Consider the following 21,967-nt stretch of genomic DNA (forward strand, 5'->3'; position numbering starts at 1 on the left):
CACGTGATTATGTTGCATACTCGTGACGTCCCCCTGGGACGACGACTTCAGCAAGGAGGCTGATATGCGCATCGCTGTCCTCGGCGGCGGCCCCGGCGGGCTGCTGTTCGCCGCACTGGCCGCACGGAACATCCCCGGCGCCCACGTCGACCTGTTCGAACGCAACCGCCCGGATGAAGCCTTCGGATTCGGCGTGGTGTTCTCGGACGCGACCCAGAACGGAGTGGATGCCGCCGACTCGGCCCTGCGCGAGACGCTCGACGCCTCCGGCGTGCGGTGGGACGCTATCGAGGTGCGCCTCAAGGGAGAGAGCCTGTCGTTCCGCGGCAACGGCATGGGCGCGGTGCTGCGCAAGGACCTGCTCGCGGCCCTCCAGACCCGGGCGACGGATGCCGGTGCGCACCTGCACTTCTCGGACGCCCGTGGCCTCGACGACCTGGCCGACTACGACGTGATCGTCGCCGCCGACGGCGCGAACTCCCAGACCCGGGCGGCCATCGGAGACGACACGCTGGGCGTCACCTACGACATCGCCACGGCCAAGTTCATCTGGTTCGCGACGGACACCGTGTTCGACGGCCTCACCTTCCTCCACACGCACGACGACACACTCCCCGGTGAGGTGAGCGGCGTGTTCGCCGCGCACGCGTACCCGATCGGCGGCGGGCTCTCGACCTTCATCGTCGAGACCGACGAGGACACGTGGCGGGCCGCGGGACTCGACGGCTTCGACGCCGCCACTCCCCCCGGGCCCAGCGACGAGCACAGCCAGCGGCGCCTGGAGGAACTGTTCGCCCCGCTCATCGGGGGCGCGCGGCTCATCGGCAACAACTCGCGCTGGGGCAACTTCCGGACCATCCGCGCCCGCCAGTGGCACCACGGCAACGTCGCGCTGCTCGGCGACGCCGTGCACACCGCGCACTTCTCCGTGGGCAGCGGCACGAAGATGGCCCTCGAGGACGCGATCGCGCTCGCCGAGGCGCTCGCCGCGCACCCCGACGACACCGAGGCCGCCTTCAGGGAGTACGAGGCCGTGCGCCAGCCGCAGGTGGCCCGCATCCAGGGCGCGGCCGGCCCGAGCCTGTCGTGGTGGGAGAACTTCGGCACCTACTTCCACGCGTTCGAACCGTGGCAATTCGGCTTCCACTTCTTCTCGCGGGCGCTGCCGGCCGCCAAGATCGCGCGCCGCGACCCCGAGGCGGTGCGGCGGGCGCTCGAACAGTGGCAGCGACGGCACGGAGCGCCGCCGCTGGAGTCCCCGGTGCGGGGGCCGGGAGCCAGCGTGCTCCTCGACCGCCGCGTGCTCGACCGCGACCACCTCCCGCCGGCCGTCACGGTCGCGGTGGGGAGTGGCATCCATCCCGATTCCGCGGTCCGCGACGCGCTCGCGAGCCACACGGATGCCACGACCGTGCTGGTCACCGGCGGCACACCGCTCGAACGCCAGCTCACCGCCGAGGCGGCCCGCCTGCGCCACGGCGTGGCGGCGATCATCGACGAGCCCGACTGCGACGAGGATCGCGCGATGACGCTCGTGCTGTCCGGCCGTGCCGACGCGGTGCTCCGATGAACACCGCGGACGGACTCACCCCGTGGCCGACCGAGGTCGCGGAGCGCTACCGCGCGGACGGACTGTGGCTGGGGCGCGCGATCGGCGACGTGTTCGTCGAGTCCGCCTGGACCCACGCCGACCGTGTCGCCGTGGCCGACGGCGACACGACCCTCACCTACGCGGAGCTGGCCGACCGCGTCGATGCGTGCGCCGCGCGGCTCCTCGCCCTCGGGATCGCCCCCGACGACCGGATCGTCGTGCAGCTGCCGAACCACTGGACGTTCGTCGTGCTGACGCTCGGGTGCCTCCGTGCGGGGATCGTGCCGGTCATGGCGCTGCCCGCCCACCGCGAGCACGAGCTGCGGCACCTGGTCGAGGCGTCCGAGGCCGTGGCGCTCGTGAGCCCCGACGCACTGCGCGACTTCGACCACCGAAGCCTGTCGTGCGCGCTGCGCGCGGGGAGTCGGACGCTCCGCCACGTGCTCATCCAGGCCGACGACGACCGCGCGCTCCCCGACGACGTCGAGCGCCTCGCCCCGCTGTGCGCCCCGTCGGACGCCGCGACCCGCGGCGTCGCGCTCCCGCCCGTGGATGCCTCCTCCGTCGCCGTGTTCCTGCTCTCCGGGGGCACCACGGGACTGCCGAAGCTCATCGCCCGCACGCACGACGACTACGTCTGCAACGTGCTGCTGACCTCGGTGACCGCGGACGTCGACGCCGACACGGTGTACCTCGCCACGCTGCCGATAGGCCACAACTTCCCCCTTGCGTGTCCCGGCGTCCTGGGCACCCTGTTCGCCGGGGGCACGGTGGTGCCGCTCGGCTCCCCGCGTCCGGAGCGCGCGTTCGCGGCCATCCAGCGCTACGGCGTCACGCACACGGCCGCGGTGCCGGCCGTCGTGGCGTCGTGGCTCGACCACGGCGCCGCGGTCGGCACCGACGCGCTCCGCACCCTGCGCGTGCTGCAGGTGGGCGGCGCGCGGCTGGCCGACGAGCTGGCCCGCCGTGCGGTCGAGGAGCTGCCCGGGACCCTGCAGCAGGTGTTCGGCATGGCGGAGGGCCTCATCAACGTCACGCGGCTCGACGACCCCGTGGAGGCGATCGTCGCGACGCAGGGACGCCCGGTGTCGCCCTACGACGAGCTCAGGGTAGTCGACGAGGCCACGGGGGCCGCCGTGCCGGACGGCACCCCCGGCGTTCTGCTCACCCGCGGGCCGTACACGCCGCGCGGCTACTACGACGCGCCCGAGGCGAACGCCCGCTCGTTCACCCCCGACGGCTTCTACATCACCGGGGACATCGTGCGGCTGCGTCCCGACGGGAACCTCGTGGTCGAGGGGCGCAGCAAAGACATGATCAACCGCGGCGGCGAGAACATCTCCGCCGAGGAGGTCGAGAACCTGGTCTATCGGCTCCCGTCGGTGCGGCTCGCGGCCGCGGTCGCGATGCCGCACGTGACCCTCGGCGAGACCGTGTGCCTGTTCGCCGTGCTGCACGACGGGCACGAGCTCGACCTCGCCGCCGTCCGCGCGCACTTCGACGCCTCGGGGGTCGCAGCCTTCAAGCGTCCCGAGCGTCTCGAGACCGTCGCCGAACTGCCGCTGACCAAGGTGGGCAAGATCGACAAGAAGGCGCTGCGCGAGCTGCTCGCGAGCGAACACGCCCGGGGCTGACGCCCGGACCGAGGAGACCCATGTTCATCGACGCCGCCGGCCTCTCCCCCGCCGACACGTACCGTCTGCTCGTCGGGTCGGTCGTCCCCCGCCCGATCGCGTGGGTCACGAGCGGGCGGGACCCGGTGAACCTGGCGCCCTTCAGCTCGTTCACGTGGGTGAGCCAGCATCCCGCGATGCTCGGGTTCACCGTGAACCGCCGCGCGAACGGCCGCAAGGACACCATCCGCAACATCGAGGAGTACGGCGAGTACGTCGTGAACATCGCCGACGAGTCGATGCTCGCGTCCCTCCACGCCAGTTCGGAGGGGATGCCACCCGACGTCGGCGAAGCCGAGCACCTGGGCCTCGCGCTCGAGAACTCGCGGGTGATCGGCATCCCGGGGCTCGCCGACGCGCCCGTGCGGATGGAGTGCCGCTACCACTCGACGACCGCGTTCAGCCCCACGGGGGGCGAGTTCGTGGTGGGCACCGTGGTGGCGTGGTCGATCCGCGACGACATCGTGCGCGTCGGATCGACGGGCGCGGCGAGCATCGACACCGAGCTGCTGCGCCCGATCGGACGCCTCGCCGGCCCGCGTTACACCCCTCTCGGACGCGTCGTGGAACTGCCGCCCGTCCCCGGCGGATGAGCTCCGGCGACGGCGCCCCCGTCAGAACCAGCGCGCGATCGCGGGCAGGTCGCCGCCGCCCACGACCCGCAGGCGGCGAGCGCCGCGGCCCGTGAGCCAGCGCGCGAGGTCGGGCGTGGCGCCCTCGACCGTCGGCCCGCCCTCGCCGTACTCGGCTGTCCCGAAGTCGCGGTCGGTCGCACGCAGCACCACCGCGCCGGGCTCGCCACGGCGCGTCCAGGCGCGGAAGACGTCGGCGATGATCTCGTCGACCATCTCGGTCGGGAAGTCGAGGAAGGAGCCGCCGTTGTCGAGGTCGACGGCGTGCACCCACACCTCTTTGGCCCGCATCCACGCCGTCTCCCGCGCGGGCACCGTGCGCCCCTGCGCGGTGACGACCGTGGCATCCCACTGCGCGTCGGTCAGGTCGCGCCATTCGACGTTGAGGTGGACCGCGGCGTGCTCGACCAGGTGTCGCAGCGCCCGTGCGGGCAGGGTCGACCCGAGGACGATCTCGTCCCACCGCTGGGTGTCGGAGGCGTACATCGGGGTCTCGACACCCGTGCGGGCCCACTCGACGAGCCGGGCGACCGCGCGGGCGTTGTAACCCACGTGCGCGAGCAGGTGGCGTCGCGACCACCCGGGCAGGAGGCTCGGCGCGTCCATGTCGTCGTCGTCGAGTTCGCCGAGCCGCCGCGCGAAGTATGCCGTCCCCCGGCGCGCGAGGTCGAGGTGCGCGTGGGGTGCGGCAGGGGCGTCGTAGCGCGCGCCGGCGCCCTGGCGCTCGCGCAGGGCCCGCTCCTCGGGGCTCAGCGTCTCGGCGCTCACGGCTCCTCCGCGACGAAGCGGTTGACGAGGGTTCCGATGCCGTCGATCGTGACCTCGACCACGCTCCCGGATGCCAGGTACTCCTGCGGTTCGCGCGCGTGTCCCACCCCGCCCGGGGTGCCGGTGAGGATGACGTCGCCCGGTCGGAGCGTCGTCATGGTCGAGATGTACCGGACGAGGTCGACCGGCCCGTGGACGAGGTCGTGGATGTCGCCGTCCTGCTTGAGGACTCCGTCCACGACGGTCCGCATCCGCGCGTCGGAGGGGATCTCCTCGGGGGTCGCGAGCACGGGCCCGAGCGGCGTCGACCGCTCCCAGACCTTGCCCTGCAGCCATTCGCGAGTGCGGAACTGCCAGTCGCGCATCGAGACGTCGTTGGCGATCGTGTACCCGGCGATGGCGGCGGCCGCCTGGGCGTCGTCCGCGCGGCGCACGGCGGTGCCGATGACGATCGCGAGCTCGCCCTCCCAGTCGATCTCGGGGCTCTCCGGGGGAAGCGGGAGGTCTTCGCCCGCCGCGGCGAGGGTGTCGGGGAACTTCGCGAACAGCACGGGGTATTCGGGCAGGTCGCGCTTCATCTCGAGGATGTGGGCGCGGTAGTTCAGCCCGACGCACACGATCTTGCTCGGGGCGAGCACGACCGGGGCGAACCGCACCTCGTCGAGGGAGATCGTGGGTCCCTCGACCCCGGAGGCCGCCTCGACACCGCCCGCTCGGAGCAGGGCGCCGACGTCGGCGTGCTCCTCGAGCACGACGACGTGGTCTCCCTCGACCCGCGCGGCGGCCGTGGACTCCCGCCAGCGGATGGTGCACAGCTTCATCGGTCGGTCTCCTCTTCGAGCTCGCGGTACAGCCCCAGGCCCTCGAAGATCGGGGTGTCGCTGAAATGGAACAGATCCAGGCGCGTCTCGGCCTGCACGCGGAAGCGGCACCAGCTCGGCACCACGAAGATGTCGCCGTGCTCGACCGCGTGCTCGGTGTCGCCCAGCAGCACGCGTCCCGATCCCTCGAACACCTGGTAGACGTTCGATCCGACCTCCTGCCGAACGGGCGTACTCGCGCCCTCGCGGATGCGGTGGAACTGGGCGCGGATGGTCGGCATGACGTCGCCGCCGGTCGTCGGGTTGGCGAAGCGTACGGCGGCGTGGCCGGGGCCGACGGTGGCCGGCATCCCTTCCGCCTCCAGGAGCAGCTGGTCGGTGAGCGCGGCGTCGGTGTGCTCCCACCGGTACGCGCCGATGGGGCTCGAGACGGTCCGGCGCAGCCCGGCGAGGGGAAGGAGGCCGGGGTGGGCCCAGAGGCGCTCGGAGCGCGAGAAGTTCGGTGTCGCCTCGTCGGTGACGCGTTCGGCACCGAACTCGAAGAACCCGGTGTCCATCTGGTACGCGAAGGGGATGTCGAGTCCGTCGATCCAGGTCATGGACTGGTCGGTCTCGTTGTGGTGGCCGTGGAAGTTCCAGCCGGGCGTGAGCAGGAAGTCGCCGCGGCTCATGCGCACGGGGTCGCCGTTGACCACCGTCCAGACGCCCTCGCCGGACGTGACGAAGCGGAAGGCGTTCTGGGAGTGCCGGTGCTCGGGGGCGGTCTCGCGCGGCCCGAGCTGCTGGATCGCGGCCCACAGGGTCGGCGAGATGTACGCGCGCCCGCCCAGGCCGGGGTTGGCGAGACCGATGGCGCGGCGTTCTCCTCCGCGCCCCACCGGGATCAGGTCGCCGGCGCGCTCCGCGAGCGGCTGCAGGGCGTTCCAGCGCCACACCCACGGCACCGCTTTGGGCTGCGGGGTCTGCGGCATCAGGTCGTCGAGTTGCGTCCAGAGCGGGATGAGATGCTGCTCCTCGAATCCCCGGTACAGGGCACGGAGCTCCGGGCTGTCCTCGGGCTGCATCGCGTTCTCGACCGGCGTGGTCTGCGTGCTCATCGGTCCTCCTCGATCGTGGCTTCCCCCAGATTGCGTTACTTTCGCCCGTCTTGCAACAACAATTCGTTACACATGACCGGATGCCACGATCTTTGTGAAACATTCCTCTTGCGCCAGACGCAAATTTGTTACACGATGTGCCGCACGGAGCGTGCGACGCCCCGGCCCCCCGAAACCCCCGGCGGGCACCCCGACGCGATTCTGCAAGGAGGCAGAAGATGTCCGACATCGAACATGCGCACACCACCTCGGCCGACGGCACCCCCATCGCCTACTTCCGCCGTGGGAGCGGCCCCGCCCTCGTCGTGACCCACGGCAGCATCGCCACGAAGGAGCAGTGGCTCCCCGCGAGCGAGGCACTCGCCGAGCACGTCACCCTCTACGTCTACGACCGTCGCGGGCGCGGCGGCAGCGGCGACACCGCGGAATACTCGCTCGACACCGAGGTCGCCGACATCGCCGCGATGATGGCCGTCGCCGGCCCCGGCGCGCACCTCCTCGGCCACTCGTACGGCGCCCTCGCGACGCTCGCCTACGCACGTCGACACGGCCTCTCCGGCGGCACCCTGATCGCCTACGAGCCTCCCCTGGCCGTGCAGGGTCCCGTCGCGGGCGAGCGCCTGGCCGGATACCGGGAGCTCGTGGATGCCGGCGACCTCGACGGTGCGCTGGAGTACGCGCTCGTCAACTTCGTGCGCGTGCCCGCCGAGGCCATCCCGTTCATCCGCGAGACGCCCCTGTGGGGCGCCAGCGTGCCGCTCACGCCGACCTGGGTGCGCGAGCTGGGCGAGATCGACGCGCTCGGCGACGACCTCTCCGGTTACGCCGAGATCCACGACCCCACCCACCTCATCGCGGGCACCGCGACGACGTCGTTCCTGTACCAGTCGGCGCACGACCTCGCCGGCATCATCCCCGGCGCCGGGATCACCGACATCGACGGCGCCGACCACTTCGCGCACCTGTCGGACCCCGCCGGCTTCGCGCGCGTGGTCGTCGACGCGCTCCAGCCCGCACCCGCGCAGAGCTGAGCCGACCCGCCCCGCCCCGACCCCCGGCGTGCGCCCGTTCGCGCCGGGGGTCGGCTCATTCCCACCCGCCCCGACCCCCGGCGTGCGCCCGTCCGCGCCGGGGTCGGCCCACGCCTCCGAGCCGCCGGTAGCCTCGAACGGTGACGATCCTCACCCTCGTGCGCCACGGCGAAACCGACTGGAACGCCCGCGGCCGCGTCCAGGGCTCGACCGACATCCCCCTCAACGACACCGGCCGGGCCCAGGCCCGCGAGGTCGCCGCGACGCTCGCCACCGACCTCGCCGGTCGCGACGTCGTCGTGGTCTCGAGCGACCTCTCCCGCGCGGCCGAGACCGCCGACGTGATCGCCGAGGCGCTCGGCACGGTCGTCACGCGACGCCTCCCGGGCCTCCGCGAGCGCTCCTACGGCGACGCCGAGGGCATGGACGCCCCCACGTTCTCCGCCACGTACGGCCCGTGGCACGCTGCGCAGGTGCCCGGTGCCGAGGAGTGGCCGGTCGTCCGCGAGCGCGCGCTCGCCGCGATCGCCGAGGTCGTGGCCGAGACGCCCGAGGGGGTCGACGTCATCGCGGTCGCGCACGGCGCGCTCATCCGCGAGGTCATCATGCACGCCACCGCGGGCGAGTTCCCCCGGGTGGGCGAGCGTCTGCCGAACTGCTCCGCGACCGTGTTCCGGCTCGACGGCGAGGAGTGGGAGATGCTGGCCTACGCCGGCGTCGCCAGCTGACCGCGCTTCGACCGAAACCTCGCCCGGCGCGCAGGGCGCTCATCTCCGGCATCCTCGGCTCAGCATTGTGCGCACCCTTTCGGGTCGGCATCCTGCTAATGTCTCGCTCCATGACCAAGCTCGACGCGGTCGATCTCGACCTCCTCCGCGCCCTGTCCCACGATCCGCGGGCGACGGTCGTCGCGCTCGCCGAGAAGCTCGGCCTCTCGCGCAACACCGTGCAGGCGCGCATGAGCCGCCTGGAGAGGGGCGGCGTCTTCCTCTCCTACGAACGGACGCTGTCGGCAGAAGCGCTGGGTTTTCCGATCGAGGCGTTCCTGCACGTGACCGTGCGGCAGGCCGAGCTCCCCGCGATCCGCGAGGCTCTGGCGACGGTGCCCGAGGTGCTGCAGGCGCACGGACTGAGCGGCCAGATCGACCTGCTCGTGCGCGTCGCGTGCCGCGACACGCAGCACCTGTTCGACACGGACGCGCGGATCCTCGCGATCGAGGGCGTCGAGCGCACCGAGACGTCCCTGGTGATGGGTGAGGTCATCGGCTACCGCGTGAGCCCGCTCATGGACCTGGCGCGCGAGCAGCTCTGATCCAGCGCCGACTCACGGCGACGGGATCACGGGGATGGTCGCGGTCTCGGTCTGCTGCTCGACCGGGTCTCCGGCATCCAGGCGCACCAGCACGACTCCGGCCAGAAGCACCGCTCCGCCGACGAACTGCACGGGCGCGGGCGTCTCGCCGAGCAGCAGCCAGGCGAAGCCGAGGGCGAACAGCACCTCGCTCAGCCCCACGAACGACGCGACCCGCGACCCGATGAGGGGCACCGCGATCACTCCGAGCGCGTAGCCGAGCGTCGTCGCGACGCCGCCGACCCACAGCAGGGGCAGGATGCCGGGCACCTGCAGCCCCAGCATCGAGACGGTGATCGCGGGGGCGGCGAACGGCAGCACCCCCACGGCGACGAGGATGCCGATGACGACGGTGCCGGTCACGAGGCCGCCGGCGGCGAGCGCGAGGGGCGGCAGCTCGTCGCTCGAACGCGCGGCGATGACGAAGTACACGGCGGTGCACGCCGCGGCGCACAGGGCGAACAGCGTGCCGAGGAGATCGAACCGCGCGCCGCTGATGTCGACGACGAGCACGAGACCCGTCATGGCCACGACAGATCCGATGAGCACGAGCTTCGACGGCGCGCGCCGCGTCCGCACCCACACGGCCGCGACGAGCAGCACCGGCGCGATGTACTGGATCAGCAGGGCGACGGCGACCGGCATGCGCTGCATCGCGGCGAAGTAGAACAGTTGGCATCCGGCGACCGCGGTGAGACCGAACGCGGCGATGAGGAGACCGTGGCGCCGCAGGAACCCCGGCTGGCGGCGGATCGCCCGGACGAGCGCGGGAGACAGCACCAGGGATGCCAGTCCCATGCGCACCAGCAGGACGGCGCCGAGCGACCACCCGCCCTCGAGCAGGGGTTTGACGAACGGGCCGCTCGACGAGAACGCCAGGGCCGAGGCCACCGCGATGGCGAGGCCGGTGACGGCGCCCGAGCCGCGGTGGGTGGGGCGTGGGAGGGTGGCGGAGGAAGTGGTCATGCAGAGCCCGCTGTCAGGAGTCAAATACGTTTACACTCGTGACAGTAGAGCCTTAGCCTGTCAGGAGTCAACATGGCTTTTATCCGTGACACCGAGCTCGTCCTCCGCGCCACGGTCGAGCTGGTCAACACGCTCCCCCACACCGACACGACCGGCGAGGACACAATGGTGTCCGTCGACCAGCTCGAGGACTTCGCGACGCGGCACGCCTACACCGGTTCGCGCACGCACGACGATCGCGAACTCGCCGCGGTGCGTGGCATCCGGAACCGCATCCACGAGCTCTGGACCGTCGATCGCGACGCGTCCGTGCCGCTCGTGAACGCGATGCTCCGCGACGGGAAGGCGCTGCCACAGCTCGTGAAGCACGACGGGTTCGACTGGCACATCCACGCATCCGACCCGTCCGACGCGCTCGCGCAGCGCATCCTCGTCGAGGCGGCGATGGCGTTCGTCGACGTCATCCGCTCCGACGAGTACGCCCGAATCCGCGTGTGCCAGGCTGACGACTGCCGCGGCGTCTACGTCGACTTCTCGAAGAACGGCTCGAAGCGGTACTGCGACTCCGGCAACTGCGGCAATCGGATGAACGTCAACGCGTACCGACGGCGGAAGGCCGACCAACCCGCGTGACACCGTGACCGGATGAACGTCAACGCGTACCGACGGCGGAAGGCGGACGCGCCGGCTTAGGGCTTGGTGTCCTTCAGAAACTCTCGGATCGCGGATGCTGCGGCGGCCGGCGTCTCGTAGTGGATGAGGTGGCCGACCGCGGGGATCTCGACCAGCTCGGCATCCGGGAACAGCGTGGCGAGGTGACGTTCCGCCTCGATGGGGGTGATGTCGTCCTTCTCCGCGGCGATGAGGAGGGTCGGCTGCGCGATGCACGGGGCGAACGCGCGCACATCGTGCGAGACGCTCGTGACGAACGCGTCGTGCAGGACGTCGCGGTCGGCGAATCGCGAGAAGTACGTGTCGTGCTGCTCGTGCACGAAACGGCGGAGTTCGGGTTCGCGCGTCTTGGCCATCGCGACGCTCATCACCCGGACGATGACGCCGTTGCGCAGCAGCGCGTCACCGAGCGGGCGCGGTAGGCGCGCACCCGCGAGGTAGTAGAAGACCGCCAGGCGCGTGAGCACGCCGCGGGGCCCCTCGAGCGCGGGCGCGCCGATCGGGTTGACGAGGATCAGCCGCGGTGTCGCGAGGCCCCCGGCGACCGCGGCGGACGCGACGATCGAGCCGAACGAGTGCCCCAGCACGATCGCCCCCGGAGCCTCGGACTCGACGAACGCGCGCAGCCAGGCCGCGTACGTGTCGAGATCGTGCGTGCGCCCGGGCAGCGGGGCGGTCTCGCCGAATCCCGGCAGGTCGGGCGACACGACCCGGATGCCGGGCAGGTGCGCCACGACCGGCTCGAGTCCGTGATGCTCGCCGCGGAACCCGTGCACCGCGACGATCGTCGTGTCGGCGGTCTCGTCGCCGTAGACCCAGTACGCCGTCGTGCCGCCGAGGATCTCGGCCGTGCGCCGCTCGACCGGGATCTCGGCCAGGAGCGGGGCGTAGGGGTTCGGCATCCGTCGATTCTAGGCGGGCTCGTTCCGCGGCCGCCGTGCTGCGGTGCGCCTCGGCGGCCGTGTCGGTGCCCTGTCCTAGCCTGAGCGCATGACCACGTGGCAGGCCGAGCCGCTCCCGCTGTTCCAGACCCCCGAGTGGGCACGTGTCGTCGGCGTGTTCGATCTCGAGACGACCGGCGTGGATGTCGTGCACGACCGCATCGTCACCGCGCACGTGGGAGTGCTCGACGCCGACGGCCACGTGATCGACGCGCGCGACTGGCTCGCCGACCCCGGTGTCGCGATTCCCGCCGGCGCCGCCGCGATCCACGGGGTCACGACCGAGCGCGCCCGCGCCGAGGGCGCACCGGCGGCGACGGTGGTCTCCGAGGTCGTCGAGGCCCTGCGCGCGCTGTTCGACGCCGGCATCCCGGTCGTGGCGTACAACGCGCCGTTCGACTTCTCGATGCTCAAGTACGAGGCGCTGCGCCATGGCATCCCGCCGATCGATGCTCCGTCGCCGGTGATCGATCCGCTCGTGGTCGACAAGACCTACGACCGGTATCGCCGTGGCAAGCGCACGCTCACGCACGTCGCCGCGCACTACGCCGTGCCGCTCGATACGGCCCACGAAGCGTGCGCCGACGCCGTGGCCGCCGGCCGCCTCGCGCTGGCGCTTGCCGAGCGGTACGCGGCGTGGCTCCCGCCGACCGTCGACGAGCTGCACACGCGGCAGATCGCGTGGGCGCGCGCGCAGGCGGCGAGCCTGACGGAGTATTTCGTGAGGATCGGACGGCTGGATGCCGAGGCACCCCCGCTCGACGGGACGTGGCCGATCCGCTGAGAAGGGCCGACCGTCGCAATGGCTGGATTCCATCATGTCGAGATCTGGGTCGCCGACCTCGAGCAAGCACTCGCTGAATGGGGATGGCTACTCACCGAGCTCGGCTTCGAACGCCAGAGCACATGGAGCGAGGGTGAGACATGGTCTGCGGGAGGGGCCGACCTCACACTGACTTCACCGCCCACCCTCTCCGGGTCCACGCACGATCGTCGCACTCCAGGGGTGAACCACCTGGCTTTCGCGGTGGACGGGCGCCCGCGGGTGGATGCGATCATGGCCACCGCCGCCGCTCGCGGGTGGCGACCGCTATATCACGACCGCTATCCCCACGCGGGAGGACCACAGCACTACGCCGGTTGGCTGGAGAACTCCGCAGGCTTCAAAGCGGAAGTGGTCGCTATCGAGGAATAGGCGAGCGCCCTCAGACCAGTGCGAGGTGCCATTCCGCGACGTCCGCGATGAGGAACGATGCACGCGATTGCCGTGGTCGTTCGCCGCATCGCACCCGTGGCGATGTCGGACCCCCTCGTTAGTGTTCGAGTATGGACTCCCCGGCACTCCCGCTCGATCGGTCGCATCCGACCGACGCGGCGCCGTGGCCGGACGACGCCGACGTGCAGGCCGCCGCGGATTCCGCGTGGGCCGTCGCCCTGGGGCTGCTCGACGAAGACGCCGCTGAAGCCGGGGACTCCTCGTCCCCCGACGCTCCCGCTCTCCTGCTCGAGCGTCTCGAAGACCGCGCGGCCGCTCGGCACCGGGCGACGGCAGCCGAGTACGACCTGATCTTCCGCGTGCTGCAGGACGCGGCCGACGACCCCGACCCGTGGGTCGGCCCCGATCCGACGCTCGACGGACTGTGGCACGATCCGCGCGGGCGCACGGTCGCCGCCGTGCGACGCGATCGCCTCGACATGGCCGAGCGCGCCGCCGTCGCCGAGATCGCGGTTCGTCTGCGTCTCGCGGAGCAGACGGTACGCACTCGCGGCGCGCACGCCGCCGTGCTGAGCGAACGCTGCCCGGGCGTCTGGGCCGCGTTCACCGACGGACTCGTGTCGGAACGTCACGCGATCGAGACCGCGCGGCTCGCCGCTACCCTCCCCGTCGACCGCGCGTCGTGGGAGGCCTTCGACACCGGCGCTCGCGACCGGGCGCTTCGCCTCTCCCCCGCCCGCTTCGCGACGTCGGTCCGGGGCCTCCGCGAGCGCGTTCACGCCGAGTCCGTCGAGACGCGCCACCAGCGCGCTCGCGCCGACCGCGGCGTGTGGATGGCCGCCGAACTCGACGGCATGGCGACGCTCACCGCGTTCCTCCCCGCCGATCGCGCCGCCGCCGCGATGACCCAGCTCGACAGCACCGCCCGCCATCTCGCCACCGCCGAGGGCGAGGAGCGTACGCTCGCACAGCTCCGCGCAGATGCCTTTGCGGATCTGCTCACCGGCGTGGGAATGGCAGGGGATGCCGCGGCAGATTCCTCAGCATCGAGGATGGATGCCGGGACCGAGCGCGCCCCGCGCCCCACCCCCGCCCCGGCCCGTCCCAGCGTGATCGTCACGATCCCCGCCCTCACCCTACTCGGCGCCGACAACGCCCCGGCGACCCTCGACGGCTACGGCCCCATCGACCTCGACACGGCCCGCCGGCTCGCGGGCGAGGCGACGTCGTGGATCCGCGTGCTCACGCACCCCGTCACGGGCACGCCGCTCGCGCTCGACCGCACGACGTACCGCGTGCCGACGGCTCTGCGCCGCTGGCTCGGTGTCACGTCCTCCACGTGCGCGTTCCCCGGCTGCGGACGTCCGGCGCGGGACTGCGACCTCGACCATCTCCACGCCTGGAGCGAGGGTGGCGCCACCGACGACGACAACCTCGACCCGGAGTGCCGCCACCACCACCGCCTGCGCCATGAGACGCGCTGGGCCGCCAGCCGCGACCCCGACACCGGCGACCTCGCGTGGACAACCCCCCTCGGGGCGCAGGTCGACGCCGATCCGCCGCCGTTCTAGCGGAGATCGACGGCGGGTCGCCGCGCGCGTCCAAGAACGAAGCGCCGCGGCGCGGATATCGACGTCGATCCGCGGGTCACCTCGCCCGCACCGGAACGAAGCGCGCCACTCCCGCACCTGCAAGAATCCCCGAGTGACCGTCCGTATCGCCACCGTCCAAGCCGAGGCGACACCCGGCGCCCTCGAGGCCAACCTGTCCAAAGCGATGCGCTGGATCGACCTCGCCGCCGAGCAGCACGTCGACGTCATCGTGTTCCCCGAAGCGTTCACCACCGGATACGACGAGTCCGCCTTCGCCGGCCCGCTGCCCTCCGTCGACGACACGAACTGGCTCGCCCCGATCCAGCGGGCGGTCGACCGCGCCGGAGTCGTCGCGATCCTCAACACGGCGCTCGCCCGCCACGACCGCCGCACGCTCACCGACGTCATCCTGAGGCCGCACGACGCCCCGCTCGTCGCCTACGACAAGCAGCACCTGTACGACAGCGAACGCGCCGTCTTCGCCGCCGGGGACGGCGGGTTCTCGTTCGTCGTGAACGACCTGCGCCTCGCTCTCTCCGTCTGCTACGACGCGAACTTCCCCGAGCACGCCGCCGCGGCTGCCGCCGCGGGAGCGGACGTGTACGTCAACAGCGGCGCGTATTTCCCGGGCGGGGCCGACCGCCGCGACCTCCACTCCGCCGCCCGCGCGCTCGACAACGGCATGTACGTCGTGTTCAGCGGACTCGTCGGTGCCCCGTACGACTTCATCGGCGGCTCGGCGGTCTTCGACCCCGCGGGTCGGCGCATCGCCGCGGTCGACGGCATCGAGGGGCTCGCCGTCGCCGACCTCGACCGCGACGAGATCGCCCGCACCCGCGAGAGCCAGCGCATGTGGGCCGACCGCCGCGACGACCTCGGACCGCAGCGAACGCTCGACCACCACGCGCACGACGCTGCCGCGAGGAAATGACGGAAGCCCCCGTCCCGAAGGACGAGGGCTTCCGGCGAAGAACTCCGCGGCTCAGCGCGCGCCGAAGTTCTTGAAGCGCTGGTTGAACTTCTCGACGCGACCGGCCGAGTCCATGATGCGCTGCTTACCCGTGTAGAAGGGGTGCGAGGCCGACGAGATTTCCACGTCGATGACGGGGTACTCGACACCGTCGAGCTCGATCGTCTTGTCGCTCGTCACCGTCGAACGGGTGAGGAACGTCTCGCCCGAGCCGAGGTCGCGGAACACGACGGCGCGGTAGTCCGGGTGGATGTCAGTCTTCATGGGAGGTCCTTTGAGAAGTGGTGCCCTGGATTCTGCCAGGACGGTCAAAGTCTGCGGCGCCGGAGGCACCAAAGGACGAGTCTACCAGGCCCGAGGCCCGCGTACGACGCGAGTCGCGGAGCCCTCAGGACGCGCGCGCCGCGTAGCGGCCGGCATCCTGGGTCAGCGTGATCTGCACCCCGAATGTCTCGGACAGGTTCTCGGCCGTGAGCGCCTCGGACAGGGGCCCGGATGCCACGACCTCGCCGTCGCGCAGCAGCAGTACGTGGGTGAACCCGACGGGGATCTCCTCGACGTGGTGCGTGACCATGATCATCGCCGGAGTGGTGGGGGCCTGCGCGTAGCCGGAGAGCAGCGCGAGGAGTTCCTCGCGGGCGCCGAGGTCGAGGCTCGCTGTCGGCTCGTCGAGGAGCAGCAACTCGGGGTCGGTCATGACGGCCCGCGCGATCTGCACGCGCTTCTGCTCGCCGTCCGACAGCGTGCCGAACGTGCGGTCGGCCAGGTGGTCGAGGCGCCACTCGGCGAGGACGCGCAGCGCGCGGCGCTCGTCGATGTCGTCGTACTGCTCGCGCCAGCGGCCGGTCACCGAGTAGGCGGCGGTCAGCACGACGTCGAGCACCGTCTCCTCGGGCGGCACGCGCCGCGCCATCGCCGACGACGCGAAGCCGATCCGCGGACGCAGCTCGAACACGTCGGTGCGGCCCAGACGCTCGCCGAGGATCGTCACCGCACCCGACGTGGGGTGCAGGAGCGTGTCGGCGAGCTGGAGCACCGTGGTCTTGCCCGCGCCGTTCGGGCCGAGCACCACCCAGCGTTCATCGTCGGAGACGGTCCAGTCGAGGTGGGACACGATGTCCCGGGCGTTCCGGCGGACGACGACGTCGGAGAACTCCAGAACCTGCGGCATGCGTCCAGCCTAACGGCCTGAGCCCACCGTCACCGGCGCGCCACCCCGACCTGGGGAGAGGGTTCGAGACAGCGCGTCTACCGCCCCGCGACCTCCGCGTACAGCGCCGCCGTGGTCTGCGCGATCGCGGTCCAGCTGAAGTCCTCGATCGCGCGTCGACGCCCGGCTTCTCCGTACTCGGCCGCGCGGGTGGCATCCGTCACCACTTCGGTGAGCACCCGGGCGAGATCGTCGACGAAACGCTCGGGGTCGACGGGCGTTCCGGTGCCGTCCTGCACCTGCTCGATGGGCACGAGACGCCCGGTGACGCCGTCGACGACGACCTCGGGGATGCCACCGGTCGCGGTGCCGACGACGGCCGCGCCGCACGCCATGGCCTCGAGGTTCACGATGCCGAGCGGCTCGTACACCGACGGGCACACGAACGTCGTCGCGGAGGTGAGGATCGCGCAGAGCTCGTGGCGCGGCAGCAGCTCGTCGATCCAGACGACGCCGTCGCGCGTGGCCTGGAGCCCGCGGACGAGGCCCTCGACCTCGGCGAGGATCTGCGGGGTGTCCGGCGCGCCCGCGCACAGCACGAGCTGCACCTCGGGCGGCAGCTGCTCGGCCGCGCGCAGCAGGTACGGCAGGCCCTTCTGGCGCGTGATGCGCCCCACGAACACGACCGACGGGCGGGCCGGATCGATGCCGAAGCGCGCGAGCACGTCGGGATCATCGACCGGATGCCACGCCTCGGTGTCGATGCCGTTGTAGATCACCCGCACCTTGTCGGGGTCGAGCGACGGGTAGCTGCGGAGGATGTCGGCGCGCATGCCGGCGCTCACCGCGACGACGGCGGCTGCACCCTCGTACGCGGTCTTCTCGATGTAGCTGGACACGGCGTATCCGCCGCCGAGCTGCTCGGCCTTCCACGGACGCAGCGGCTCGAGGCTGTGCGCGGTGACGATGTGGGGGATGCCGTGCAGCAGCGAGGCGAGGTGCCCGGCGAAGTTCGCGTACCAGGTGTGCGAGTGCACGACGTCGGCGCCCGCGATGTCGGACACGATCTCGAGATCGGTGCCGAGCGTCTGGATCGCCCCGTTCGCGGAGGCCAGTTCCGACGGCACCGCGTACGACGTCGTGTCGGCCTCGTCGCGCGGTGCGCCGAACGCCCGCACCTGCACTTCGGTGCCCTCGGCGCGCAGCGCGCGGACCAGCTCGGTCGCGTGGACACCCGCTCCCCCGTAGATCTCCGGCGGGTACTCCTTGGTGACGACATCGACGCGCATGAGACGAACCGTAGCGCAGCGCAACCCCCGCCGCGCGCCGGTTCCCGGGATCGCGCTCGCGCCCTATGGTGGTGCCATGCCTGCAGCGCCGAAGGTCTTCGGAATCATCCTCGCCGGCGGCGAGGGCAAACGACTCATGCCCCTCACGGCCGACCGCGCGAAACCGGCCGTCCCCTTCGGGGGGCAGTACCGCCTCATCGACTTCGCCATCTCGAACCTCATCAATTCGGGCCTGCGTCAGCTCGTCGTGCTGACCCAGTACAAGTCGCACAGCCTCGACCGCCACATCTCGCAGACGTGGCGGATGTCGCCGATGCTCGGTTCGTACGTGGCATCCGTTCCGGCCCAGCAGCGGCTCGGCAAGCGCTGGTTCTCCGGCTCGGCCGACGCGATCCTGCAGTCGATGAACCTCATCCGCGACGAGAAGCCCGACATCGTCGTCGTCATCGGCGCTGACCACGTGTACCGCATGGACTTTGCGCAGATGCTCGACGCGCACATCGCCTCGGACGCGCGGGCCACGATCGCCGGCATCCGTCAGCCGATCTCGCTGGCAAACCAGTTCGGCGTCATCGACACCGACCCCAGCGACCCCACGAAGATCCGCGAATTCCTCGAGAAGCCGCAGAACCCGACCGGCCTGTCCGACGCGCCGCACGAGGTGCTCGCCTCGATGGGCAACTACATCTTCGACGCCGACGCTCTCGTCGAGGCCGTCACGCACGACGGCGAACTGCCGACGTCCGCGCACGACATGGGCGGCGACATCGTGCCGTACTTCGTCAACCGCGGCGAGGCGGCGGTGTACGACTTCCAGCGCAACGACGTGCCCGGATCGACCCCGCGCGACCGGTCGTACTGGCGGGACGTGGGCACGATCGAGTCGTTCTACGACGCCCACATGGACCTCATCTCGACGCTGCCGGTCTTCAACCTCTACAACGACAGCTGGCCGATCTTCTCGCAGACGTTCAACGCTCCCCCCGCGAAATTCGTCCGCGACTCGGTGGGCCGCATCGGCAACGCGATCGACTCGATCGTCTCGCTCGGATCGGTGCTGTCCGGCACCCACCTCGAGCGCAGCGTCGTGGGACCGTGGGCGCTCGCCGGCGGCGGCTCGACGATCACCGACTCGGTGCTGTTCGACGGCGTGCAGGTCGGTGCGGGGGCCCGCATCCACCGCGCGATCCTCGACAAGAACGTCACGCTCGCGCCGGGTGCGACGATCGGCGTCGACCGGGAACGCGACCTCGCACGCGGCTTCACCGTCACCGAGACGGGCATCACCGTCGTCGGGAAGGACGTGCGCGTCGACGCGTGATCCCGGATGCCACGAGGGGCGGCGACCATGACGGTCACCGCCCCTTTCGGCATCCCAGGTCCGTCAATGCATCGTCATGCCGCCGGTGACGTTGATGCCCTGACCGGTCATGTACGACGAGAGGTCGCTCGCGAGGAAGAGGGCCACGCCCGCGACGTCCTCGGGGGTTCCGGTGCGGCCGAGCGGCACCTGGGACCGGTCCTCGGCCTCGATGTCGGCGACCGTGAGGCCGCGCAGTTCGGCTCCCTCGCGCCGCTCGCGGTGCTTCATGCGCGTCTCGATGATGCCCGGGCAGATCGCGTTGACGCGGATCTGCTCGCGCGCGAGCTCGGTCGCGAACGTCTTGGTGAGGCCCAGCACGGCGTGCTTCGACGCGACGTACCCGGTCATGCCGCGGTAGCCGTTCTTGCCCGCCTGCGATGCGATGAGGATGAGGCTGCCCGGACGGCCAGCACGCCGGAGGCCCCGCGCGACGTGCTTGGCGACGAGGAACGATCCCTTGGCGTTGACGTCGAGGTTGAGATCCCACTGGGCCTCGGTCGTGTCGACGCCGAACGCCATCGTCGAGGTGCCCGCCGCGTGGACCAGCACCTCGATCGGACCCAGCTCGCGCTCGACCTCCGCCACGACGCGCTCCACCGCGGCCTCATCCGTCACGTCCAGGTGCACGCGCGCACCCTCGTCGGAGCGGTCGAGCGCCCCCGCGGGGTACGCGGTGTCCGCGCGGACGACGACCGCGCCCTCACGGGCGAAGGCCGCGGCGACCGCCTCGCCGATGCCGTTCGCTCCCCCGGTGACGAGGACCACTCGGCCCCGGAGTTCGTCGAACATCAGACGCCGACGCGCGCGAAGGCGTCGCGGCTGATCCCCTGCGAGAGCACCAGCTTCGACCACTCCCGGGCCGTGTGGAGGCTGTGGTCGCGGTAGTTGCCGCAGCTGAACGCGTCGACGCCCGGGACGTCCTCCCACTCGACGTCCTCGGCGATCGCGCGCAGCGAGTCGGTGACGGCGGTGACGACGTCGCCGAGGTCGGGCTCGCCCCACATGATCAGGTGGAAACCGGTGCGGCATCCGAAGGGCGAGATGTCGATGACGCCGCCGATGCGGTCGCGCAGCAGGCTCGCGAGGAGGTGCTCGATCGTGTGGAGGCCCGCCGTGGGGATCTCGCCCTCGTTCGGCTGCACCAGACGCACGTCGAAGTTCGAGATGACGTCGCCGCGCGGACCCGATTCGGTGCCGATGAGGCGGATGTAGGGAGCGAGAACGGCGGTGTGATCGAGCGTGAAGCTCTCGACGTCGGCCATGGGGGAAGTCCTTCCGGAATCGGGCACGGGTCTTCTGAGCCTACGCGCGGCGCCCCCGACCGGTGCCGCGTGCGTCGCCGCGTGACGCGCTAGGGTCGAGGCCGTGCCCGAGACCGCCCGTTTCCTCGTCGTCCTGGATGCCGATTCCACCCTCATCCGCAACGAGGTGATCGAACTGCTCGCCGACGAAGCCGGACGCGGAGCCGAAGTGGCCGCGGCGACCGAGGCGGCGATGCGCGGCGAGGTGGACTTCGCCGCGAGCCTGCGCTCGCGGGTCGCGGAGCTCGCCGGGGTCCCGGTCGAGGCCTTCGCCCGCGCGATCGCCCGCATCGAGCCGACCCCCGGCGTGCGCGAGCTGATCGAGGCCGTCCACGCCCGCGGCGGTCTCGTCGGCGTGGTCTCCGGGGGGTTCCACGAAGTGCTCGACACCGTCGCCCCCGATCTGGGCGTCGACGTGTGGCGCGCGAACCGCCTCGTCGCCGCCGACGGCGTGCTCACCGGCGAGGTGGACGGACCGATCGTGGATGCCACGGCCAAGGCCGACACCCTCCGTCAGTGGGCGTCCGAGCACGGCGTGCCGGCGCACCTCACGTTCGCGATCGGCGACGGCGCCAACGACCTGCGCATGATGGAGGTTGCGGGCCTCGGCCTGGCCTTCAACGCCAAGCCCGCCGTCCGCGCCAGCGCCGACCTCGTGATCGGGCCCGTGGATCTCGCCGAGGTCATCGCCCTGCTGCCGCGCTGACGGCTCCCCCTCTTCAGATCCCCTCCCGCGATCCTGCGATCCCCTCCCGTCTTCCCGCGATCCCCTCCCGCGTTCCTGCGATCCGCTCCCGCGTTCCTGCGATCCCCTCCCGCGATGTCGGAGCCCCCGCGTAGGGTCGCGCCATGGACGTGATTCTGGTTCCGGGCCTGTGGCTCGATGCTTCCTCGTGGGATGCCGTGACTCCCGCGCTCACTGAGGCGGGGCACGCCGTGCACCCGCTGACTCTGCCCGCCGATCCCAACGCGACGATCCAGGACTGGGTCGCCGCGGTCGTCGAACGGATCGATGCCGCCGCGGAACCCGTGGTGCTGGTCGGGCACTCCGGGGGCGGCAACGTCGTGTGGGGAGCCGCCGACGCCCGCCCCGACCGCGTCGGGCGCGTGGTGTTCGTCGACACGATGCCGCCGCCGCCCGGCGCGATGATCTCCGAGTTCCCCGTCGAGGACGGCGTCGTGCCGTTCCCCGGGTGGGACTTCTTCGACGAGCCCGACATCGCCGACCTCGACGACGACACCCGGCGCCGCGTCGCCGAGCGGGTGGTCGACGTGCCCGGCACGGTGCCCACCGACCCGCTGCCCCTGTCCGATGAGCGGCGATGGGACATCCCGGTCACGGTGCTGTCGGGTCAGCTGGACGCGGAGTCGGTGCAGCACGCTCTCGCGCAGTGGGGTCCCTGGGCCGACGAGTTCGGGGCCATCCGCGACACCGAGGTCGTCACGCTGGGGTCGGGTCACTGGCCGCAGTTCTCGCAGCCCGAGGCGTTCGCGGAGAAGCTGGCGGCGGCGGTGCGCTGAGCGTAGGCGCGTCCGGGATCAG

24 protein-coding genes are annotated in these 21,967 nt (G+C 71.5%); 14 read left to right on the plus strand and 10 right to left on the minus strand.

Annotated elements, in window-relative coordinates; all coding sequences use genetic code 11:
* Nucleotides 1-64: 64 nt before the first annotated feature.
* From RKD05_RS16105 to RKD05_RS16115, 3 genes are read left to right on the plus strand one after another with little or no spacing between them, the layout of a single operon-like run.
* Nucleotides 65-1,570 carry an FAD-dependent monooxygenase gene (locus RKD05_RS16105; protein ID WP_424711366.1) on the plus strand — a complete coding sequence of 502 codons (1,506 nt, stop codon included), beginning with the start codon at nucleotides 65-67 and terminating at the stop codon, nucleotides 1,568-1,570.
* On the plus strand, nucleotides 1,567-3,225 hold the full coding sequence (locus RKD05_RS16110; RefSeq protein WP_424711367.1) for a (2,3-dihydroxybenzoyl)adenylate synthase: 1,659 nt from the start codon (nucleotides 1,567-1,569) through the stop codon (nucleotides 3,223-3,225). Before RKD05_RS16105 ends, RKD05_RS16110 begins: the two co-directional genes overlap by 4 nt.
* Before the next feature lie 20 nt (nucleotides 3,226-3,245).
* Entirely contained in the window at nucleotides 3,246-3,857 is a 612-nt protein-coding gene (locus tag RKD05_RS16115) for a flavin reductase family protein (protein WP_424711369.1), read from the plus strand.
* 21 nt (nucleotides 3,858-3,878) lie between these two features.
* Here the strand turns inward: RKD05_RS16115 and RKD05_RS16120 are convergent, their stop codons facing one another.
* From RKD05_RS16120 to RKD05_RS16130, 3 genes are read right to left on the minus strand one after another with little or no spacing between them, the layout of a single operon-like run.
* Nucleotides 3,879-4,664, minus strand: a complete 786-nt coding sequence (locus tag RKD05_RS16120) for a maleylpyruvate isomerase family mycothiol-dependent enzyme (protein ID WP_424711371.1) — start codon at nucleotides 4,662-4,664, stop codon at nucleotides 3,879-3,881.
* The gene (locus tag RKD05_RS16125; protein ID WP_424711373.1) at nucleotides 4,661-5,485 is read right to left on the minus strand and encodes a fumarylacetoacetate hydrolase family protein; all 825 of its coding nucleotides are present in this window, start codon (nucleotides 5,483-5,485) and stop codon (nucleotides 4,661-4,663) included. Before RKD05_RS16125 ends, RKD05_RS16120 begins: the two co-directional genes overlap by 4 nt.
* Entirely contained in the window at nucleotides 5,482-6,582 is a 1,101-nt protein-coding gene (locus RKD05_RS16130) for a cupin domain-containing protein (protein WP_424711374.1), read from the minus strand. Before RKD05_RS16130 ends, RKD05_RS16125 begins: the two co-directional genes overlap by 4 nt.
* 218 nt (nucleotides 6,583-6,800) lie before the next feature.
* On the opposite strand from RKD05_RS16130, the gene RKD05_RS16135 reads away from it, so the two are divergent.
* From RKD05_RS16135 to RKD05_RS16145, 3 genes are all read left to right on the plus strand, one after another.
* On the plus strand, nucleotides 6,801-7,613 hold the full coding sequence (locus RKD05_RS16135) for an alpha/beta fold hydrolase (RefSeq protein ID WP_424711376.1): 813 nt from the start codon (nucleotides 6,801-6,803) through the stop codon (nucleotides 7,611-7,613).
* 140 nt (nucleotides 7,614-7,753) lie between these two features.
* On the plus strand, nucleotides 7,754-8,341 hold the full coding sequence (locus tag RKD05_RS16140; RefSeq protein WP_424711377.1) for a histidine phosphatase family protein: 588 nt from the start codon (nucleotides 7,754-7,756) through the stop codon (nucleotides 8,339-8,341).
* A gap of 110 nt (nucleotides 8,342-8,451) precedes the next feature.
* The gene (locus RKD05_RS16145) at nucleotides 8,452-8,925 is read left to right on the plus strand and encodes an Lrp/AsnC family transcriptional regulator (RefSeq protein WP_424711378.1); all 474 of its coding nucleotides are present in this window, start codon (nucleotides 8,452-8,454) and stop codon (nucleotides 8,923-8,925) included.
* A 12-nt stretch (nucleotides 8,926-8,937) separates the two neighbouring features.
* Here the strand turns inward: RKD05_RS16145 and RKD05_RS16150 are convergent, their stop codons facing one another.
* Nucleotides 8,938-9,930: an EamA family transporter gene (locus RKD05_RS16150; RefSeq protein ID WP_424711380.1), complete on the minus strand. Its 993-nt coding sequence runs from the start codon at nucleotides 9,928-9,930 to the stop codon at nucleotides 8,938-8,940.
* Nucleotides 9,931-10,002: 72 nt separating this feature from the next.
* Between RKD05_RS16150 and RKD05_RS16155 the strand changes: the two genes are divergently transcribed.
* Complete coding sequence (locus RKD05_RS16155) at nucleotides 10,003-10,563, plus strand: CGNR zinc finger domain-containing protein (protein WP_424711382.1); 561 nt, start codon at nucleotides 10,003-10,005, stop codon at nucleotides 10,561-10,563.
* A gap of 56 nt (nucleotides 10,564-10,619) precedes the next feature.
* On the opposite strand, the gene RKD05_RS16160 is transcribed toward RKD05_RS16155, so the two are convergent.
* Nucleotides 10,620-11,504 carry an alpha/beta fold hydrolase gene (locus RKD05_RS16160; protein WP_424711384.1) on the minus strand — a complete coding sequence of 295 codons (885 nt, stop codon included), beginning with the start codon at nucleotides 11,502-11,504 and terminating at the stop codon, nucleotides 10,620-10,622.
* A gap of 88 nt (nucleotides 11,505-11,592) precedes the next feature.
* Between RKD05_RS16160 and RKD05_RS16165 the strand changes: the two genes are divergently transcribed.
* The 4 genes from RKD05_RS16165 (at nucleotide 11,593) to RKD05_RS16180 (ending at nucleotide 15,282) form a co-directional block, all read left to right on the plus strand.
* Nucleotides 11,593-12,327, plus strand: coding sequence for an exonuclease domain-containing protein (locus tag RKD05_RS16165; protein WP_424711385.1), 735 nt, complete (start codon nucleotides 11,593-11,595; stop codon nucleotides 12,325-12,327).
* An 18-nt stretch (nucleotides 12,328-12,345) separates the two neighbouring features.
* On the plus strand, nucleotides 12,346-12,738 hold the full coding sequence (locus tag RKD05_RS16170; protein ID WP_424711387.1) for a VOC family protein: 393 nt from the start codon (nucleotides 12,346-12,348) through the stop codon (nucleotides 12,736-12,738).
* A gap of 131 nt (nucleotides 12,739-12,869) precedes the next feature.
* Nucleotides 12,870-14,330: a DUF222 domain-containing protein gene (locus RKD05_RS16175; protein ID WP_424711388.1), complete on the plus strand. Its 1,461-nt coding sequence runs from the start codon at nucleotides 12,870-12,872 to the stop codon at nucleotides 14,328-14,330.
* Between the two features lie 133 nt (nucleotides 14,331-14,463).
* Nucleotides 14,464-15,282: a carbon-nitrogen hydrolase family protein gene (locus RKD05_RS16180; protein WP_424711390.1), complete on the plus strand. Its 819-nt coding sequence runs from the start codon at nucleotides 14,464-14,466 to the stop codon at nucleotides 15,280-15,282.
* A gap of 51 nt (nucleotides 15,283-15,333) precedes the next feature.
* On the opposite strand, the gene RKD05_RS16185 is transcribed toward RKD05_RS16180, so the two are convergent.
* The 3 genes from RKD05_RS16185 to glgA all read right to left on the minus strand — a co-directional run bounded on the left by RKD05_RS16185 (nucleotide 15,334) and on the right by glgA (nucleotide 17,760).
* Complete coding sequence (locus RKD05_RS16185; RefSeq protein ID WP_063257913.1) at nucleotides 15,334-15,585, minus strand: type B 50S ribosomal protein L31; 252 nt, start codon at nucleotides 15,583-15,585, stop codon at nucleotides 15,334-15,336.
* Nucleotides 15,586-15,709: 124 nt separating this feature from the next.
* Nucleotides 15,710-16,492: an ABC transporter ATP-binding protein gene (locus RKD05_RS16190; RefSeq protein WP_424711392.1), complete on the minus strand. Its 783-nt coding sequence runs from the start codon at nucleotides 16,490-16,492 to the stop codon at nucleotides 15,710-15,712.
* Nucleotides 16,493-16,569: 77 nt separating this feature from the next.
* The gene (glgA, locus tag RKD05_RS16195; RefSeq protein WP_022879612.1) at nucleotides 16,570-17,760 is read right to left on the minus strand and encodes a glycogen synthase; all 1,191 of its coding nucleotides are present in this window, start codon (nucleotides 17,758-17,760) and stop codon (nucleotides 16,570-16,572) included.
* 76 nt (nucleotides 17,761-17,836) lie between these two features.
* Between glgA and glgC the strand changes: the two genes are divergently transcribed.
* Entirely contained in the window at nucleotides 17,837-19,081 is a 1,245-nt protein-coding gene (gene glgC / locus RKD05_RS16200; RefSeq protein ID WP_424711394.1) for a glucose-1-phosphate adenylyltransferase, read from the plus strand.
* A gap of 63 nt (nucleotides 19,082-19,144) precedes the next feature.
* On the opposite strand, the gene RKD05_RS16205 is transcribed toward glgC, so the two are convergent.
* Both RKD05_RS16205 and RKD05_RS16210 read right to left on the minus strand, forming a co-directional pair.
* Nucleotides 19,145-19,912: an SDR family NAD(P)-dependent oxidoreductase gene (locus tag RKD05_RS16205; protein WP_424711396.1), complete on the minus strand. Its 768-nt coding sequence runs from the start codon at nucleotides 19,910-19,912 to the stop codon at nucleotides 19,145-19,147.
* Complete coding sequence (locus tag RKD05_RS16210; protein WP_134127235.1) at nucleotides 19,912-20,385, minus strand: S-ribosylhomocysteine lyase; 474 nt, start codon at nucleotides 20,383-20,385, stop codon at nucleotides 19,912-19,914. Before RKD05_RS16210 ends, RKD05_RS16205 begins: the two co-directional genes overlap by 1 nt.
* A gap of 103 nt (nucleotides 20,386-20,488) precedes the next feature.
* On the opposite strand from RKD05_RS16210, the gene serB reads away from it, so the two are divergent.
* Nucleotides 20,489-21,130: a phosphoserine phosphatase SerB gene (serB, locus tag RKD05_RS16215; RefSeq protein ID WP_424711398.1), complete on the plus strand. Its 642-nt coding sequence runs from the start codon at nucleotides 20,489-20,491 to the stop codon at nucleotides 21,128-21,130.
* A 143-nt stretch (nucleotides 21,131-21,273) separates the two neighbouring features.
* Nucleotides 21,274-21,945 (plus strand): alpha/beta fold hydrolase, encoded by a 672-nt coding sequence (locus RKD05_RS16220; protein ID WP_424711400.1) that lies wholly within the window; start codon nucleotides 21,274-21,276, stop codon nucleotides 21,943-21,945.
* Nucleotides 21,946-21,967: the final 22 nt, after the last annotated feature.

Source organism: Microbacterium sp. SLBN-111, from assembly GCF_049739645.1.
Taxonomy (GTDB): domain Bacteria; phylum Actinomycetota; class Actinomycetes; order Actinomycetales; family Microbacteriaceae; genus Microbacterium.